14 protein-coding genes and 1 pseudogene are annotated in these 18,194 nt (G+C 67.5%); 7 read left to right on the plus strand and 8 right to left on the minus strand.

What is annotated here, in order from left to right; genetic code table 11:
• The 3 genes from B1964_RS31095 to B1964_RS17730 all read right to left on the minus strand — a co-directional run.
• The coding region (locus B1964_RS31095; protein ID WP_253194049.1) for a hypothetical protein at window positions 1–535 on the minus strand (535 nt) is incomplete at its 3' end.
• A 2-nt stretch (window positions 536–537) separates the two neighbouring features.
• Window positions 538–3,825 carry a toxin glutamine deamidase domain-containing protein gene (locus B1964_RS17725; RefSeq protein WP_079930682.1) on the minus strand — a complete coding sequence of 1,096 codons (3,288 nt, stop codon included), beginning with the start codon at window positions 3,823–3,825 and terminating at the stop codon, window positions 538–540.
• Window positions 3,826–3,849: 24 nt separating this feature from the next.
• Complete coding sequence (locus tag B1964_RS17730) at window positions 3,850–4,128, minus strand: hypothetical protein (RefSeq protein WP_079930683.1); 279 nt, start codon at window positions 4,126–4,128, stop codon at window positions 3,850–3,852.
• Window positions 4,129–4,236: 108 nt separating this feature from the next.
• On the opposite strand from B1964_RS17730, the gene B1964_RS17735 reads away from it, so the two are divergent.
• From B1964_RS17735 to B1964_RS17755, 5 genes are all read left to right on the plus strand, one after another.
• Window positions 4,237–4,656, plus strand: coding sequence for a YbaB/EbfC family nucleoid-associated protein (locus B1964_RS17735; protein WP_253194050.1), 420 nt, complete (start codon window positions 4,237–4,239; stop codon window positions 4,654–4,656).
• A gap of 90 nt (window positions 4,657–4,746) precedes the next feature.
• Window positions 4,747–6,405 carry an NCS1 family nucleobase:cation symporter-1 gene (locus B1964_RS17740; protein ID WP_006367890.1) on the plus strand — a complete coding sequence of 553 codons (1,659 nt, stop codon included), beginning with the start codon at window positions 4,747–4,749 and terminating at the stop codon, window positions 6,403–6,405.
• Between the two features lie 46 nt (window positions 6,406–6,451).
• Entirely contained in the window at window positions 6,452–7,183 is a 732-nt protein-coding gene (locus B1964_RS17745) for an aspartate/glutamate racemase family protein (protein ID WP_020170428.1), read from the plus strand.
• Between the two features lie 97 nt (window positions 7,184–7,280).
• On the plus strand, window positions 7,281–7,832 hold the full coding sequence (locus tag B1964_RS17750) for a sigma-70 family RNA polymerase sigma factor (protein WP_020170427.1): 552 nt from the start codon (window positions 7,281–7,283) through the stop codon (window positions 7,830–7,832).
• Window positions 7,833–8,000: 168 nt separating this feature from the next.
• Complete coding sequence (locus B1964_RS17755; RefSeq protein ID WP_079930685.1) at window positions 8,001–10,322, plus strand: heavy metal translocating P-type ATPase; 2,322 nt, start codon at window positions 8,001–8,003, stop codon at window positions 10,320–10,322.
• A gap of 452 nt (window positions 10,323–10,774) precedes the next feature.
• Here the strand turns inward: B1964_RS17755 and B1964_RS31575 are convergent.
• Both B1964_RS31575 and B1964_RS17765 read right to left on the minus strand, forming a co-directional pair.
• Window positions 10,775–10,882: pseudogene (locus B1964_RS31575) on the minus strand (zf-HC2 domain-containing protein); the annotation flags it as partial.
• An 84-nt stretch (window positions 10,883–10,966) separates the two neighbouring features.
• A complete protein-coding gene (locus B1964_RS17765; RefSeq protein ID WP_079930687.1) occupies window positions 10,967–13,084 on the minus strand; it encodes a cytochrome c oxidase assembly protein in 2,118 nt (705 codons plus the stop codon).
• Between the two features lie 269 nt (window positions 13,085–13,353).
• Between B1964_RS17765 and B1964_RS17770 the strand changes: the two genes are divergently transcribed.
• Window positions 13,354–14,088, plus strand: coding sequence for a thioredoxin domain-containing protein (locus B1964_RS17770; RefSeq protein WP_079930688.1), 735 nt, complete (start codon window positions 13,354–13,356; stop codon window positions 14,086–14,088).
• Between the two features lie 27 nt (window positions 14,089–14,115).
• Window positions 14,116–14,802, plus strand: coding sequence for a vitamin K epoxide reductase family protein (locus B1964_RS17775; protein WP_079930689.1), 687 nt, complete (start codon window positions 14,116–14,118; stop codon window positions 14,800–14,802).
• A 113-nt stretch (window positions 14,803–14,915) separates the two neighbouring features.
• On the opposite strand, the gene B1964_RS17780 is transcribed toward B1964_RS17775, so the two are convergent.
• The 3 genes from B1964_RS17780 to B1964_RS17790 are packed head-to-tail and all read right to left on the minus strand — an operon-like array spanning window position 14,916 to window position 17,945.
• Window positions 14,916–16,616 (minus strand): copper resistance protein CopC, encoded by a 1,701-nt coding sequence (locus B1964_RS17780; RefSeq protein ID WP_253194051.1) that lies wholly within the window; start codon window positions 16,614–16,616, stop codon window positions 14,916–14,918.
• On the minus strand, window positions 16,613–17,311 hold the full coding sequence (locus B1964_RS17785; RefSeq protein ID WP_079930690.1) for a YcnI family protein: 699 nt from the start codon (window positions 17,309–17,311) through the stop codon (window positions 16,613–16,615). The genes B1964_RS17780 and B1964_RS17785 overlap by 4 nt, the downstream gene beginning before the upstream one ends.
• 55 nt (window positions 17,312–17,366) lie before the next feature.
• A complete protein-coding gene (locus B1964_RS17790) occupies window positions 17,367–17,945 on the minus strand; it encodes a DUF5134 domain-containing protein (protein ID WP_079930691.1) in 579 nt (192 codons plus the stop codon).
• Window positions 17,946–18,194 lie beyond the last annotated feature (249 nt).

The raw sequence follows: 18,194 nt of genomic DNA on the forward strand, positions 1-18,194 counted from the left end.
CATCCTCCACCACAAACCCCAACACCGGACTCACCGCCACAAACGCCGCCACCCGATCCACCGCCGACCCACCATCACCCACCACAATCGGCCGACCACACACCACCGACGGCTCCGACAAATCCCCAAACATGTCAATCGCCCGTGCCTTCACCTCGCCCGCCGTCGCCATCGACGCCTCAAAACCCGCGGCCACATCACCACACACCACATGCACCACACCCCGCACCGGCTCCCGATCCACCACCACCACCAACGCATCAAACAACCACAACGGAACCGGAAACTCACGGCGAAAATCCCGCACCACCCTATAAAAGCGAGTCCATTCGCTCATTGAGATTTCCGCTGGCCTGTCCAGAATGCGCTCACCGCCTACCCAAGCTGCCTGCGTACCGACCCTATGTCCGGGGCTAAAGTGATCTATCGACATATATCGATCCCACGGGCCCTCCGACAAATCGCCAGGCGCATTCACTACAATCTCAGCAAGCTCCGCACCCAACCGATCCAGCAGGCCCTCCAAATCAGTCATCGTCAAACCTCTCCTTCAGCCTCCGCGACAAGCGCCTCAATTTGCTTCTTGTAATATCTACGTCGGTACCGCTGCGACGAATCGTTACGGAATTCGTGGCCGAGATCCACCTCTTGTAGAAGGGCATTCGACTTAGCTGCATAGGCCCGACCACGAGTTGATACCACCTCAGGTCTGGCCCCCACAACCGGCGCCCCCAACTGGATGTCCACCTCCACTCGTGCCCCATACCGGGCGAAATCAGCCCATTCATTCTCCATCACCCGATACGGCGTCATATTGAAATGCCCATCCTGAGCGAACATATTGCGCAACCCCTGCGCCAACACAAACCGGAAACCGAACACATGCCCACCCTGATCGGTGTCGAACACCTCCTGCACACCCTGCCCCCGCGCAGCCCACTCCTGCGCCGCCACCTCCGCACCCGGCCGATCCACCCGATCAAACACCTCACCAATCACCACCTTGCCACCCACCGGCACCTCCAAACCGTTCTCCCCGAACGCGGTGGTCAACGTCAGCTCATTGCCACCCACACCCGTCACCGTCTCGATCACCCGATTCTCCGGATACACCGGATGCGCACCCACTGGATACTCCAGTTCACGCTCGTGACGGGCCACCTCCCGGTAATCGGCATGCTCCGTTCCCAACCCGTCCGGATCCAGTTTGGGTTCAATACGAGCGGTCCACTCATCGAATATCCTCTCGCGCACCGGCGTCCCGTCAACGCCAACGCCGAGATCGCGCCGCTCGATCACGCTGACCGGCTCGCCACGCCCCGGGTCGATCCACCGTGACCGCGGGCCGGCACCGACCTCACCGACCTCGAGCGCGGCATGCAGGCCTGCCTCCCCGAACAACGGGTGAACCGCAGTACCGTCCGGGTGGAAGTAGCCCGCCACGACGATGCCGACGTTCTCTTCACCCCAATGCGGTGGCCACCCCGACCGCGCCCCGGTCACCGGGTCGACGAGGTGGACGGCCCCGCCATCGTTGACCGCAACGTATGCGTGTCCGCCCAGCCCCTCCGCATCGCCGGCCCACCGTGACGCGATGAGCGCCTGCGCACCGTCACCGAGGTCGAGCAGAGTGTCGTGGATACGCGCGTACGAGTCCGGCAGAGCCTCCGAGCCGATCGCCTCGAACAGATCGCGCGCAGCGATCCCCTCCGCGGTGGGTTCGTTGGGCAGCACGAACTCATGCCCGGTCGTCTCCGACAGGTAGTCGAGCACGTCGGCGGCACACGTCTCCGCTCCCGACTCCGGTTCGTAGGCGTCGTGGGCCGCGGTGTGGCCATCGGGCGCCACGCCACCTCCCACGAGCCCCCGGTCTGTGACGTCGGAGCCCGCCTGCGGGTTGCCGCCGTCGCCCTTCGCCGTGGCTACCGGCTCACCCGCAGAACGCGACGGCCGCCCTCCGTCGATGTCCGACGCCTGTGGCCGTCCGAGCTCCTCGGGCACCCCCGACGGCCGCGGCTCCTGTGTCCGCGGCTCCGGCGCCTTCTTTCCCGATTCCGGTTGGCGGGCAGGGTCCTTCGATACCTGAGCGGTGTCCCGGCTCGTACCGCCGGACCTCTCCGAGTCTGCGGCCGTCTCCGTCGAATGGGCACGACCCGGCGGCGCGTCGGGCGCGGGTGTCGCGGGAGGCGGTGTGCCGGCCGATCCGGCGCGGTCGTCCGGTTCGGCGCTCGTGCCACTCGGGCCACCCAACTCATCAGCGGTCGGCGTGTTCGCGGCCCGTGGGTCACTGGGGCCGGGTGCCGGTTCATCGCCGCCCACGTGCGTGGGCGTCGGCGTCGGTTGCGCACCACCGACATCGGTGACGGGCGTGCCCCGCTCCCCCTCCGGTGGCACCGCTCCGACAGCCGGTTCCGATCGGGTCACGGGCGTGACCGGAGAATCGGCGATGCGGGCCACCGGGGTGCCCGCACCCCCGCCCGACCGGGCGCCGTCCGCGCCCGACGTCAACGAAGCACTCGGACGCGGCGAAGCATCCGTTCTCGGTGCCACCCCCGCCGACCGGGCGTCACCCGCCGTCGCCGTACCACTTCCGGATGCCGACGACGCCGTCGACGCCACTGCCGGGCCCGCCGCCGATGCACCGGACGCGGCGCCCCGATCACCCGCGCCGGCATCGGATAACGGGTGAGGGGCCGACTCCGTGGCGCGCCCGCCCGAATCGGTTCCCCCCGTTGACTCCTGCACACCACGAGCCGTGCTGTCACCGGCCTCGTGACTCTCGGGACCAGTCGCCGAGGTACCCGACTCCGGGTGTGCCCCAGCGGTGTCGCCGGCGGTATCCACCGAAGCCCCGCCCCGGTGGAGTTCGGCCATCAGATCGGGCGACAACTCACCTTCTGCGAGACCTGAATTCGGCTGCTCACCGGCGGTGTCGGGCGTGTTGGCATGAAGTGATCGGCCGAGCGCGTCGACACCACCGAAGACCATCCCGGCCTGTACCGCCGACCCCAGGTCGACATGCCCGGTCGTGATCTCCTGCGCCCCAACCATTCCGGCGGTGTTGGCCACCACACCCTGCGCATAGTTGCGGACCACCCCGTCGACGTTCGGGGCGATCCGTCCCAGACCTGCCCCCACACCGCCGGCGAGCACACCGGTGATCGCCGCGGATTCGGCGTCGGCACCCACACGGCCCCAATCGATCCCGTGCCGTGTGCCCTGCAGGTTCTGGATTCCCTGGACGGCCAGATCCATGCCGGACGAGATCGCTGTGTTCAGGGCCGCGCCGACCACCATGTTGAATGCCATGTCGGCGATCACGCGCGCCACCTGCTCACTGACGATGCGCCCGAGCGTCTCGAGCACCAGTCGCGTGATCACCGCGCGCGTGGCGGTGATGGCCACCGCCACCTCGGCCGGCGCCGACCAGTTGAGCCATGCGGTTGCCATCAACGTGACGATCGTGGCCGCCAGCACGATCAGGTTCGCGATGTACATCTCCTTGGTGAACTGGACCTCGGTGCCCATGTTCTCCAAGCCGTCGGCCAACGACCGCACCTGCGAGACCAGCGTCTGGATCGACGCGTCCCCCGAGGTGAGCGACGAGTATTCGGTCTCCATCGCCTCACGTGTACGACCTTCGATGTTGTCGAGCGCCGTCGAGATCGCCGTGCGCGTCGACGAGAGCGACTCCGACTCCAGGCCGTCGGCCACCTCACGGAACTGCTGCGCGAGCCGGCGCAGCGCGTCCTCGTCACCGTCGGGGAACTTCTCGCCCATCTTGTCGCCGAGCCACGTCAGCCAGCCCGGCAACCCGATGGTCACCGCCGCGCCCCACGGCGCGCGCGATCACCCACCAAAACCCTGATCAGCCCGCGTGACCGACTCGGCGACCCGCGTCACCGCCTCGCCCTCGTTGTTCAGCTTGGTCGCCATGTTCGACAGGTTGGTCAGTACTTGATGCAGGTCGGGCACGAACTTCGACGAGAACGCACTGCCCAGTTTGTCCTCACCCCAGGGGGCGCCGCCCTCGTCGAGCTTGGCGGACTGCTCGGACATACTGCTCGCGGCCTCGGCGAACCGATCGGCGGCGCCGGCGAACTCCGGCCGCATCCAGAAATCGGACATTCTTCCCCCACAGTCGAATTCACGTCTCACAACTGGTTATCGAAGCTAACACACCGACGTGGCGGCGGCAGGTCGCCCGGTTCGGCCGCACCGGGCACAATGGCGGCCATGGGTTCGCCTCTCGACTTCGAATCGATCATCGACGAGATCGCCGGCAGCGTTCATCGATTCCGCAACGAGACCGCCGCGATCACCGAGCGTCTGCGCGCGCTCACCGCCGACGCGTGGTCATCCGACGAGCACGTCCGTATCTGGGTCAATGCCCGCGGCGTGGTCATCGACACCCACATCGACCTCGACGATCTGCACACCGTCACCCCCGACGAACTGGCCGCCTCGGTCACCGAGGCCACACAGAAAGCCGCACGCGCGGTCGCGGCGAAGGCCACGGCGCTGCAGAATCAGCTCTGGGAGCACGCCACCAAGGACGGCCCCCGAATCGAGGGTCTCGAACAATTCCGCGGCATCGAACCCGAGGTGTCGCTGGCGCCACCGAATGCCGAGGAGCGCCGCCGCCGAATCACCTGACGGCCGGGGAGAATATATCCGTCGAGTAATCGTCGGGTAACAATGCGTTCGTAGGTTGTTCCTCAACCATTCGTGTGAGGAGCCAATCCCATGTCCGCAACCACCGACTCCGCTGCGGCGCAGACGCATCACAGCGCCGCGGGCGACAGTGTCATCAAGCCCGGCTATGACCCATCTCTGACCAACGAGGACCTCGCTCCGCTCAAAGAGCAGAAGTGGACCTGGTACAACATCTTCGCGTTCTGGATGTCCGATGTACACAGCGTCGGCGGATACGTGTTCGCGGGTAGCCTCTTCGCGCTCGGCATCGCCGCCTGGCAGGTCCTCGTGGCACTGCTCGTCGGCATCGTGGCGGTCAATCTGCTGTGCAATCTCGTCGCCAAGCCCTCGCAGAAAGCAGGCGTGCCCTATCCGGTGACGACGCGAATCTGCTTCGGCGTCAAGGGCGCCAACATCCCGGCGATCATCCGCGGTGTCATCGCGGTGGTCTGGTATGGCATCCAGACCTATCTCGCCTCAGTCGCCTTCGGCCTGCTGGCGTTGAAGTTCTGGCCGTCCCTGGAGCAGTACGGCGACACCGGAACGCACTCGTTCCTGGGTCTGTCGCCGTTGGGCTGGGCCGGCTTCGTCCTGATGTGGGTGCTGCAGGCGATCGTCTTCTGGAACGGCATGGACACCATCCGCAAGTTCATCGACTTCTGCGGTCCTGCAGTGTATGTCGTGATGATCGCGCTGGCGGCGTACCTCATCGTCAAGGCCGGATGGAGCAATGTCCACTTCGATCTGTCGGAAGGGTCGGGAACCACCGGCTGGGCGTCGGTGACGGCGATGATCAGTGCGTTCGCCCTTGTGGTGTCGTACTTCTCGGGCCCGATGCTCAACTTCGGCGATTTCTCCCGCTACGGCAAGACCTTCGGTGAGGTCAAGAAGGGCAACTTCTGGGGTCTGCCGGTCAACTTCTTGTTCTTCTCCCTCCTCGTGGTCTGCACGGTCTCGGCCGGCGCCACCGTGATCGGCCGGGACAGCGACGGCAAGATCGTCACCGACCCGGTCCACATCGTCGACCAGATCGACAACACCACCGCCGCCGTGTTGGGCGTGCTGACCTTCGCCATCGCCACCATCGGCATCAACATCGTCGCGAACTTCGTCTCCCCCGCCTTCGACTTCTCCAACGTCGCACCGACCAAGATCACCTGGCGGATGGGCGGAATGATCGCCGCGGTCGGTTCGGTGCTCATCACCCCGTGGAATCTGTTCAACAACGCCAGCGCGATCCACTACACGATGGATACGCTCGGCGCGGTGATCGGACCGCTGTTCGGCATCCTGATCGCCGACTTCTATCTCGTCAGAAAGCAACAGATCGTGGTCGACGACCTGTTCACCCGCAAGCCCGAAGGCGCCTACTTCTACCGCAACGGCTGGAATCCGGTCGCGGTGATCTCGGTGATCCTCGCCTCGATCCTGCCTATCTCCTTCGTCATCTGGGGCACCGCCTACGAGGCCAGCTTCACCTGGTTCATGGGCGCGGGCGCCGGGCTGGTCATCTACTACCTCGGAATGCGGTTGGCGCCCAACGAATTCGTGTACGGGCGCGCGGCGGCTCCGGGCGGCGTCACCGCGCACTCGACCAGTGACATCTCGGTGGCAGCCGACGGCACGATGAGTCTCGACGACCAGCCGACCACCGTCTCGGTCGGCGACGGCGAGGACGACGGGGGCACCGCGTCGGTGACGACAGCATGACGACGCCGGTGGCAGCGGGACCGATCGACATGGTGAACTCGCTGACATGAGGCTCGTCGTCATCAATCCCAACACCACCGCAGAGATGACCGCGGTGATCTCGGCCGCCGCCCGCTCCGTCGCACGGGCCGACGCCGAGATCGTCGCGGTCACCTCCGCAACCGGCCCCGAATCCATCGAAAGTCATTACGACGAGGCGCTCGCGGTGCCCGGCGTCCTCGATGCGATCGCCGCCCACCCCGACGCCGACGGTTACCTGCTGGCCTGCTTCGGCGACCCGGGACTCGATGCGGCCCGCGAGGTCGCCGTCGCACCGGTACTCGGAATCGCCGAGGCCGCAGTACATCTCGCGGCCCCGCTCGGCCGCGGGTTCTCCATCGTCACCACCTTGTCGCGCACCATTGGCAGGGCACGAGACCTGGTCTCGCACTACGGTTTCAGCGATCGCTGTCTCGGTATCCACGCGTGCGAGATCCCGGTGCTCGACCTCGAATCCAACCCCGACACCGAGGCCATCCTCGCCAAGGCCTGCGCGCAGGCACTCGCCGACGACGGCTCCGACGCCATCGTCCTGGGCTGTGCCGGCATGGCCGATCTGGCGGCGCGGATGTCCTCGCAGATCGGTGCGCCCGTCGTCGACGGGGTCGCCGCGGGGGTCGGCATGCTCTCGGCGATGGCGGCGATGGGGCTGCGGACCGGTACCGCGTCCGGAGAGTTCGCCTCGCCACCACCCAAGCGCTACACCGGCGTGCTGCACCACTGGGGTGCTCGGGGGTGAGACATCCCGCAGCGGGCACGCCGGGCGGCGGTGCACCGATGACCGGTGCGCGGGTGGGACGCCGGACACGGTTCGCCGACCCGATAGGGTGTGCGCCATGGATGTCTGCCCCGACGACGAGTTGACGCGTGCCGCGTTGCGCGCGGCAACCGGCGACCGGGCGGCGCTGACGGCATTCATCCGCGCCACACAGAAGGACGTCTGGCGGTTCATCGCGCACCTCGGGCACGCGAGCACCGCCGACGATCTCACCCAGGAGACCTATCTGCGGGCGATGAAGAGCATCTCCCGCTTCCGGGCCGAGGCCAGCGCCAAGACGTGGCTGTTGTCGATCGCGCGACGGGTCTGCGCCGACGAGGTCCGGCACGACCGGTCGCGCCCGCGGGTCAGTCCAGGCGTCGACTGGATCTCGGCCGCCGAGGCCCGCACCTCCCGTCCCCGCTGGGAGGACATGGTGGAGGTGAACCTCCTCCTCGAGGATCTGCCCGCCGAACGTCGTGAAGCGCTCGTCCTCACCCAGATCCTCGGCCTGTCCTATCAGGAAGCCGCCGAGGTCACCAGCACCCCGATCGGCACCATCCGCTCCCGCGTCGCCCGGGCTCGCGAATACCTGATCGCCGCGTCGACACCGCACCGTCGATCGGTCTGAGGCCTGACGTCGCACCTCCATCTCGCACTGTGACGCAGACCACTCGACTCGCCGGGAACCAGACGGTGTACGTCACCGACCTATCCTGAGGACGAGTGTGCGTGAGGCTCCGACGGTCCCGAGAGGCGAGGTGACCCGGGACGCCGGAGGCGAGAGATCGAGGATGATGTGACCACCCTGCACGACGTGAATCCCCACCACGATGCGAACTCCGGTGCCGCTGCGAACTCCGGTGCCGCTGCGAACCCCGGTGCCACTGGGGCCGACGACCCGGCGATCGACCAGCGGCGTCAGCTCGACGTCACCGGCATGACCTGCGGGGCATGCGCGGCTCGCGTGGAGCGCAAACTCAACAAGGTCGACGGCGTGAAGGCGTCGGTCAACTACGCGACGCGGGTGGCGACCATCGAGGCGCCGGCACAGGTGAGCACCGAGGACCTCTGCGCCGTCGTCGACAAGGCCGGCTACGGCGCGACCCCCCGCCCGCAGGTGCCCACCACGATTCCCGACACCGACGCCGCCGACGCGAAACGCCTGTTCCGGCGACTGGCCGTCGCGGTGGTGCTGTTCGTGCCGCTCGCCGACCTGTCCATCGTGTTCGCGGTGGTGCCCTCGACGCGGTTCACCGGCTGGCAGTGGCTGCTCATCGCGATGGCCGCACCCATCGTCACCTGGTGTGCCTGGCCCTTCTACCGGATCGCGGCGAAGAATCTGCGCACCGGGGCGGCGACCATGGAAACGCTGGTCACCCTCGGCGTGCTGGCCGCGACCGGCTGGTCGTTGTACTCGATGTTCACCACCGACCCCAACGCCACCACCCACGGTGTGTGGGATGCCATCTGGAGCAGCGACTCGATCTACCTCGAGGTCGCCACCGGTGTGACCGTCCTCGTCCTGGCCGGCCGGTACTTCGAGGCGCGCGCCCGCTCACGAGCCGGTGGCGCACTGCGGGCGCTCGCGGCGATCGGCGCGAAGGACGTCGCGGTGCTCCTGTCCGACGGCCGCGAGATGCGCATCCCCGCCGAAGAACTCTCTGAAGAGCAACGCTTCGTCGTGCGGCCCGGCGAGACCGTCGGCACCGACGGCCTGGTGATCGAGGGCAGCGCGGCCATCGACATGAGCGCGATGACCGGTGAATCCCGGCCTGTCGAGGTCACCCCCGGCGAAGCCGTCGTCGGCGGCACCACCGTCCTCAACGGACGGCTCATCGTCGAGGCCGCCGCGGTGGGCGCCGACACCGCCTTCGCCGGCATGATGCGGCTGGTCGAGGAGGCCCAGTCCGGCAAGGCCCGGGCCCAACGCCTCGCCGACCGGATCGCCGGGGTGTTCGTCCCGATCGTCGTGGCCCTGTCCCTGGTGACCCTGGCCGTCTGGCTGGGTCTCGGTCAGCCCGCCGACCGCGCGGTGTCGGCGGCCCTGGCCGTGCTGATCATCGCCTGCCCTTGCGCACTGGGATTGGCCACACCGATCGCGGTGATGGTGGCCACCGGACGCGGTGCGCAGCTCGGCATCTTCCTCAAGGGCCACCAGACCCTCGACACCTCACGGCTGATCGACACCGTCGTCTTCGACAAGACCGGCACCGTCACCGAGGGCACACTGTCGGTCGAATCGATCCATCCTGCACCGGGATTCGACGCCGAGGAGGTCCTCGCACGAGCCGCGGCGGTGGAGGCGGCCTCCGAACACGCCGTCGGCGCCGCGATCGCCGCCGCGGTGACCGAAGAACACCGCGCCGAGGTCACCGACTTCACCACCGAACCCGGACGCGGCGTCAGCGGCGTCGTCGACGGCCACCGGGTCCGCGTCGGCTCGCCGCGGTGGGCCTCGCATGCGCTGGTAGTGCCCGCCGAGCTGGCCCGCGCCCGACGCGACGCCGAAGCACAGGGCAAGACCGTGGTCTACGTCGTCGTCGACGATGTGCCCGCCGCGGCCATCGCTGTCGGCGACACCATCAAGACGTCGGCGGCCACGGCGATCGCCGCGCTCAAGGCCGCCGGCCTGCGCACGATCCTGCTGACCGGTGACAACGAAGGCGCCGCCCGTGCGGTCGCCGAGGCGGTGGGCGTCGACGACGTCATCGCCGAGGTACTGCCCGATGAGAAGGTCGAGACCCTGCGCGCGCTGCAGGACGAGGGGCATTCGGTCGCGATGGTCGGCGACGGCATCAACGACGGCCCGGCACTCGCGACCGCCGACCTCGGGCTCGCGATCGGCCGCGGCACCGACGTCGCCATCGGCGCCGCCGACGTCATCCTGGTCCGTGACGACCTCCGGGCCGTACCGGCCGCCCTCAGCCTCGCCGGGGCCACCCAACGCACCATCCGCACCAACCTGGTGTGGGCGTTCGGCTACAACGTCGCCGCGATCCCCATCGCGGCGCTCGGCGTCCTCAACCCGCTGATCGCCGGAGCCGCGATGGCGCTGTCGTCGCTGTTCGTCGTCACCAACAGCCTGCGGCTGCAACACTTCGGCGAATCCCGACGCTGAGCGGCTTCAGCTCCCACGGACGCTGACGGGCGGGCACCCGCTGTTCTTCCGCTAGCGTTTCGTTCTTCCCCGGGAAATCTCCCGCGGACGAACGGATTGCTTCGGGAAGAACACGGCGCGCCGGTGGGGACCAGCCCACGTCACCGCCGGGCGCGCACCGTCAACCCGACGGTCACCAGCATCGCGGCGACAAACAAGCAGATCGTCACCACCGACCCATGGGTCACGACCATCGACACGGCCAGCGCACCGGACGCGAAGGCCGCACCACCGGCCATCAACCACCATGTGCGCGAAGAACTCTCGCTCCCCCGCGTCGGCGGCGCAGCGGTGTCTGCGTGCGCCGCGATCATCATCTCGACGAGATCGGGGCCCTCGTTACCACGCACCACCCGCAGCGGCTCACCGATCTCGGGAATCGTGAAACGCTGCAACGCCTGATACCACTGCGCGCAGTCGGCGCATCCGGCCACGTGTTCGTCCACACGCGCCGACGGAACGGTCTCCCGTTCTCCGTCGACACGCGCCGACAGCGCCTCCCGCGCGACCTCGCACCGCATGAATCCATTGTCCCGTCACGGTCAAGTCAGGCTCCGGCCCGGCACATTCACCGGCTCCGCCTCAGCCACAGCACCGGCTCCGCCTCAGCGACGTGTCCGGGCCAGCTCCTCGAGCATCTTGTTGTAATCGTCGAGCTCGGAGTCCTCGTAGGTTTCGGCATGCCGATCGGCCCGGCGTGCCTCCCGTCGATCCGACTTGGCCCACTGCGTCACGATCGCGATGACGACGAGCACCACCGGGACCTCGCTGGCGCCCCACGCGATCGCCCCGCCGAGCCACTGGTCGTGCAGCAGATCGGTGACCCAGGGCAGACCGAGCTGGCTGTAGAACTCGCCACCGGTCACCGACGACATCGTCATCAGCGCGATACCGAAGAACGCGTGAAAAGGCATGACCGCGAACAGCAATCCGATGCGCGCCAGGTACGGGATGCGCCGGGGTCCGGGGTCGATGCCGATGATGACCCAGTAGAAGAGGTAGCCGACGATGATGAAGTGGATCGTCAGCAGCACGTGACCCCAGTGGTAGCGGACAAACGTGCCGAAGATGGCGGTGAAGTACACCACGTACAGCGACAACACGAACAACAGCAACGCGACCGCCGGATTCGACAGCACCCTGGTCACCTTGGAGTGCAGCACCCAGAGCAGCCATTCGCGCGGCCCGGGTGGGCGCGAACCGGCCGTCGGCAGAGCGCGCAGGGCCAGGGTCGCCGGCGCACCGAGCACCAGCAGCACCGGCGCGAACATGTTGAGCGCCATGTGTTCTGCCATGTGCACGCTGAACATCGCCGAACCGTAGGCGCGCACCCCCGACCCGGTCACGACGACGAGGACCAGACAGCCCAGCATCCACGAGAGGGTGCGACCCCACGGCCACTCGTCACCCCGGCGACGCAGCCGCAACACCCCGATCCCGTACAGCACGGCCGCGGCAATGGCCGCGGTACCGACGAGGAAGTCGAATCGCCAGAAGGTGGCCAGCCGCCACGCGGTCGGCGGTCCCGGCAACTCGTAGCCGAGGAACACGTCCCACGCGGTGAATGGGTGCGCGAGCAGGCCGGGCGCCACCCGGGTGTCCATGATCGCCCAGCACACGTACACCGCCGCCATCACCGCGACGGCCGCCATCTCGATCCGCCACAGCCGTGTCGCGCCGGACGCCGACCGCAGCGCGACGACGCTCGACGCGGTGGCCGCGATCAACCCCACCACCATCACCACCGAGGTCACCCCGAAGGTCGTGGTGAACAGGTAGCGCACCGGCACCAGGAACGCGATCAGGATCACCCCGGAGATCAGCGCCAGCACGTCGGCGACGCCGACGATCCAGGTGTGCCGGCGTTCGAGGATCGCCCGGTCGGCCTCGGGCGTCACGGTCGGGGCGGCCACGTACGCGACGCGGTATCCGATGGAGACGGCCATGGCCAGCACCAGGACGATCACCAGGCTGGTGCCGTAATCGTGGTTGGGTCCCTGCGCACCGTTGCCGGCCATCGGCAACGCGGCGACGGCGATTCCGGTGGGGATCAGCAGAACCGCGTGCGCAATCCAGGACAGGAAGAATCGGACGGCGATCGCGACGATGGTGGCGAAGATCGCGACCACCAGCCAGGCCACCGCCTCCTCGCTGATGCCGATCGCCTCGAACAGGGTTCCCGACGACACGAGCTTGCCGAGCGGGAGACCGTACCCGTCGGATGCGGCGACGCCGACCATCAGCCAGGCCACCACCGCCCACACCGGCGTTGCGCGCGAGACGAAAAGGTGTGCGCGATAGACGGTGGCGTCGATGATGCCGTCGGAATCCGGTCGCGACCCGGCGACCACGAACGCCAATGCTCCCAAACACAGCGCGGCAAGGGTGGCGCCGACGAAGTATCCGGCCACATCGAGTACCGCGGTGGTCAGACCCGGGTACGGGTCGCCGCGCTCGATGTGGCGGGTCGGACCCGACACCAGCGCGTAGAGGACCACGACCAGCAATCCGGCGGCGAGTACCGCGCCCACCCAGCGCACCGCGGCGACGTTCGATCGTCGTGCCGTCCCCACAGACGCAGCACCGGCGGCCGCCGGATTGTCAGTGGGAACAGCGGTCCCGGCGGGCGGGGTTCCGGCAGGCGCCGTGTCGACGGTCGCGGCGGCGTCGGTCGAGGTCGGCGACACGCCGGGATCGGCGTGGGCATCGTCAGGGGCGGTCACAACAAGGTCTCCTAGCAACGCCGCTGCGAGACGGCATCGTCGTCAGTCTACGACGCGGCGTAGGCGAGCCGACCACGCCGCCGAGGCCCGCATCGGCGTCACGTGACGAGAACCACCCGGGACCAACGTCCCACCGGCCCCTACCGCTCAGATGCTCCTCAGATTCCTGCCAGTACCCTGAACACCGGCATGGCGGTCCTCCGGTCCTGCGCAGACCGACCGGAGCCCGACACCGACGCCGGAGAACCCGTGGACCAGGGAGACAAAAAGTGGCAGACAAACGCCGGAAGCCGATCGTCGATCCGCGAGCCGCCGAACGGCGCCGTTCGCTCTTCATGAAGATCGGGGCGGGTGTTGCGATCGTCGTCATCGCCGTCATCGTCGCCGTCGCGGTGATCCTCACCAACAAGTCCTCCACGGGTGACGCGACCGCGCCGTCGGTCGCGACCAACAGCTCGTTCCGCGTCACCACCGCACCCAAGGGCACCACCCCGCCGGTGACCGTGCAGATCTACGAGGACTTCCAGTGCCCGGTCTGCAAGCAGTTCGAGCAGGTCTACAGCGACGCGCTGACGCAGGTGCGCAGCAATCCCAAGGTCGCCATCGATTATCAGCCGGTGGCCATCCTGGACCGGATGTCGACCACCAATTACTCCACCCGCGCGGCCAATGCATCGGCGTGTGTGGCCGAGGCGACCAAGGGCGCCGACAACTTCGCCATCTGGCTCAAGTTCCACAACATCCTGTACGCGAATCAGCCCGAGGAGAACGGGTCCGGTCTGACCGACGATCAGCTCGCTGATTTCGCCAACCAGGCGGGCGCACCCAACGTCAAGGAGTGCATCTCCGACGGCCAGTTCAAGAACTGGGTCGGTCAGGAGACCACGGCCTCCCAGGTCCAAGGAACGCCAACGGTGAAGATCAACGGTCAGGATTTCAACATCCAGCTGGGGCCCGATGCCTTCCTCGCCCAGATCAATCAGGCCGCCGGCACCGCACAGTAAATCCACCCCGAGACGAAGCGACCAGCAATGAGCAGCACCACCTCTCCTTCCGGCACCACCCCGGACCCTGAGGCACCGGCGGTCGAACCGCCCGACGACGAGCTGATCGCCGCCGACGTGATCACCGATGACCGGCCGTGGTGGCTTCAGCGCCCCGACGTGTCCACCGCGACCGGCATCGTGATCCTGATTCTCGGTGTCCTCGGATTCATCTCGGCGGCGACGCTGACGATCGAGCGCATCGAACTGCTCATCAACCCCGAGTACGTGCCGAGTTGCAGCATCAATCCGGTGCTGTCCTGTGGCTCGGTCATGGTCACCGAGCAGGCTCGTGTCTTCGGGTTCCCCAATCCGCTGATCGGTATCGCCGCCTTCTCGGTGATCATCGTGACCGGCGTGCTCACCACCGCCCGCGTTTGGCTGCCGCGGTGGTATTGGGCGGGTCAAACACTCGGGCTCGCCTTGGGTTTCGTCTTCGTCAACTGGCTCGCCTTCCAGAGCATCTACCGGATCAACGCATTGTGCCCCTACTGCATGGTGGTGTGGACGCTGACGCCCATCCTGCTGATCCTCAGCGCCGGAAGACTTTTCGGTGACTCACCACGCGCCCGCGACCTTCGCGGCTGGCTGTGGGTTCTGTTGCCGCTGTGGTACGCGATCATCATCGTCGCGATCGGTGTGCACTTCTGGGATTACTGGTCGACGCTGATCTGACTTCCCACTTCCCCCGTGCTCGGCGAGGTCGGGTTCCACTGCCGGAACGCGCACCCCCGCGCGGTGACCTCACCATGCGGGGCCCATCGCAAGGGCACCAACAGACCGGGCGATCACCAGACCACAAACCCGACGGTGGTGACCCGCGCATCGGTGTCGCTGAACTGCACGGTCAGCGTCAACGTCCACGCACCGGCGACGGGAACCGACGCCGCGACGCTGCGCCAGCGAGCCGCCCCGGACGAACTCGCGACAGTTGTGTCCGATTGGGCCGCAACGAATCTCAGAGCCAATGACGGAATCCCCGCCGATTCCGAGGACAACGTGGCGCGCAGCGACCGGGCCGGGATCGGCGTCCCGTGACCGTCGTCGAGGGCCACGTCCACCACGGTGGGGCCGCGGCGCGTGGTCGACACCGACACCTGCGCCGAGCCGTCGTCGAGAGGGGCCGCCACCTGCATCGGCGGACCGTAGGTCGTGCGCGCGGGCGGTTCGGTGACCAAGACGGAGGTGACGACGAGGACGGCTATGCCGCATGCCATCTCGATCGGCACCGAACGTCGAAGACGGCTGAGGCCGAGGCGACGACGCGCATATGCCGCCAGGCCGAGCATCGCCAGTACGAGAGCCGACTTGACGAGCAGCACGACACCGTAGGTGGTGTCCCACAGCGCTTGCACCGGCCAGATCTGCCGCCACGCCTGGAATTCCCCGGAGAGCACCAGGACGACCACCATGGTGAACGCCCACCTCGACCAGCGGTGCAACACGGCAGGTGTCAGCAGCTCAGGTGCCGACGGTTCAGGTGCCGGCGGTTCGGATGCCACTGATTTGGATGCCACTGTGGCCGGAAAGCGGGAGCGGTTGCCGGACAACAGGATCAGCACCATCGAGAGCAGTCCGCCGAGCCAGAGCGTCATCGCCACCACGTGCAGGATGGTGACCGGCATGGCCAGCCATACCAGATCCCCCACCGACGCATGGCCGTCTGCGGCGACAGTGACGGCGACACCCAGCCCGCAGGCCCCGATCAGCGCTGCGCTCAACGCTTCTGGGACTCGCCGGCGTGGGGTCGCGAACAGCACCAGCCCGAGCACCACGACCAGGGCGGATCTGATGAGCACCGCCCTCGTATCGCCACCGTCGAGACCGGAGGAGAGTACGGATCCCGAGAGCGCCTGGCCCACACCGACATCTGCCTTTTCTGCAGCCCGGACGAGTACCGTACCCGCACAGGCCAGCACCGCCAGAACCCAACTCGGCGCCACCGTCCACCGGAATCGTTTCAGCGCCAACGTTCCCGGATACAGCATCAGCGACACCACCGCGAGACCCACACTGCCCACCAGGCCCGCGTAGAGCAGCGCCTGCGATGCGCGATCGAGTGCGGTGACCGAGGCGGCGACCGGCGGTGCCGCCGGTGCGGGCGCCCCGGGATCGGCCCGCACGCCGAACACGATGGACCCGGTGACCACGTGGGTGTCGGCGGAGATGACTCGCCAGGTGGCCGAATAGCTTCCGGCCGGCAGATCGGGGCGCACCGGGATGACCAGGGTGTTGCCGGCCGCGGTCAGGTGCGGCGTGCCGGTGTCGACGCGATCACCCTGTGCCGAGATGACACGCGCGGGATCGGCTCCCACGCTGATGTTCTCGTCGAAGGTCAGCGCCACCTGTGACGGCGAATTGGCGACTCGCGAGTCGTCGGCGGGCACGCTGGAGACCAAGGTGGCATGTGCGCCGGCCAGCCCGGGAGTGGCCATCACCAACGCACACACCACCCCGGCCAACACCAGGAGTGCGCTGCGCCACCTCAATTCGATGAACGCCCCTTGCGAATCAGCGCGAGGTTGGCCACCCCGACCAGCAGGGCGGTGATCGCGATGACCAATCCGGCGATACCCGGCCACGACGGTGACGAACTCGAGTCGTCCGACATCGACTGATCGCTCGTGTGTCCACCGGATGCGGCGGCGAGGGAGAGCACGGGCGCCGGATGCTCGGGCTCGGCCTGACCGGAGACCGCCTTCTCGTTCCAGTCCACGACGGTGCCGTCACTGTAGGTCTGCTGGGCGGGCAACGAGAGCGTCGCCTTGTCGGGTAGCGGTCCCGCCGACACGCTGAATGTGTCGAAGCTCCCCGGCGCGATGGCGGCCTGCGGGGTCTGCGCCTTCCAGATCACCTGGGAGACATACTGAGTGATCTCGTTGCCGTCGTCGTCCTTCTGCGGCGTGGGCAGGCTCCTCTTGACCACCTGCACCGTCCATCCCGGCTTGGGTTGCGTCGACACCGAGATGATCGGGGTGTCGTCCGGGAAGGTCACCGCCAGTTCGGTGGTCGATGCGGTGTCGGATTCGGTGGGCACCCGGAAGGTCAACACGCCGTATCCGCCCTCGGTGGCGTCGATTCCCGCCACCTTCACGTGCGCCGACGCCGTCGCGGAGAGGCCGATCATCAGCGCCACCACGGTTCCCGCCACGGCGAGCACCAACGCCGCTCGTCTTCTCACCATCGATATCCTCGTTCCCTCGTGATTTCACTATTCCGGTGACGATTGCACCGGGGTCTCACATCAGGACGGCGAATGCCACGCCCATCCCGGTTGCCATCAGCACCTCACCCCACGGGCGCGCGGGTCCACGGATCAACGCGTAAAACCACCACAGTGCGGCGGCGAAATGGGCGGCCGCACAGACCGCGGCGATCACCGTCACGCCGGTCGGCTGCGCCCAGCCCGCGGTACCCGGCACGCCCATACCGCTCATCGAGCCCATACCGGGCATCGAACCCTGGGCCGAGTTCGCCTCCGCCGAGCCGGAACTCACCGTCGCCGGTACCGACATCAGCACCGACATCACCACCATCGACGCCATCATGGCCGCGTCGTAGGAACCCACCAGCAGGTGACGTCGCGTCGCATCGGCGTCGACGACCACGCGATGGGCAAAGAACAGGGCGCCACCGCTGAACACGAGTACCGACACGATCGGTGCCGCCTGCGCGCTCCACGGCCAGACCATGGCGATCATCGCGACGGCCATCAGGACGTGCAGAATTCCGGCAAATCGGGTCAGTGGGGTCGGCGAGTGCCACGCACGCATGAGGTAGATCACCGCGCACAGCGTGAACACGCCGGTGATCGCCACGGTAGCGGCCAGTTCGCCACCCGCCTCTCGTCCGTCAGATGTAGTCGAGCCGCAAGAGTGGTCGGATGCCGGTGCACAAAGGTTCCCGGGATCGACGAGCTACTTTCCCGGAATGTGTTCGGGTGCGCAGAGTGTGTTCGGGGCGCAGGGCGTGGTCGGTGCGGTCAGTACCCCGCCGCGAGCGCCGCACCGATCCGGCGCGCGGTCATCATGATCGTGGCGTGCGGTCCGCTGCGGCCCGGACTCGGC

Source organism: Gordonia sp. i37 (assembly GCF_002043085.1).
GTDB lineage: Bacteria > Actinomycetota > Actinomycetes > Mycobacteriales > Mycobacteriaceae > Gordonia > Gordonia polyisoprenivorans.

Coding starts and splice junctions, on each gene's coding strand:
- B1964_RS17735 (WP_253194050.1), top strand. CDS start 4,237: ATGGGTTCGCCTCTCGACTTCGAATCGATCATCGACGAGATCGCCGGC.
- B1964_RS17750 (WP_020170427.1), top strand. CDS start 7,281: ATGGATGTCTGCCCCGACGACGAGTTGACGCGTGCCGCGTTGCGCGCG.
- B1964_RS17785 (WP_079930690.1), bottom strand. CDS start 17,311: ATGGTGAGAAGACGAGCGGCGTTGGTGCTCGCCGTGGCGGGAACCGTG.
- B1964_RS17730 (WP_079930683.1), bottom strand. CDS start 4,128: ATGTCCGATTTCTGGATGCGGCCGGAGTTCGCCGGCGCCGCCGATCGG.
- B1964_RS17740 (WP_006367890.1), top strand. CDS start 4,747: ATGTCCGCAACCACCGACTCCGCTGCGGCGCAGACGCATCACAGCGCC.
- B1964_RS17775 (WP_079930689.1), top strand. CDS start 14,116: ATGAGCAGCACCACCTCTCCTTCCGGCACCACCCCGGACCCTGAGGCA.
- B1964_RS17745 (WP_020170428.1), top strand. CDS start 6,452: ATGAGGCTCGTCGTCATCAATCCCAACACCACCGCAGAGATGACCGCG.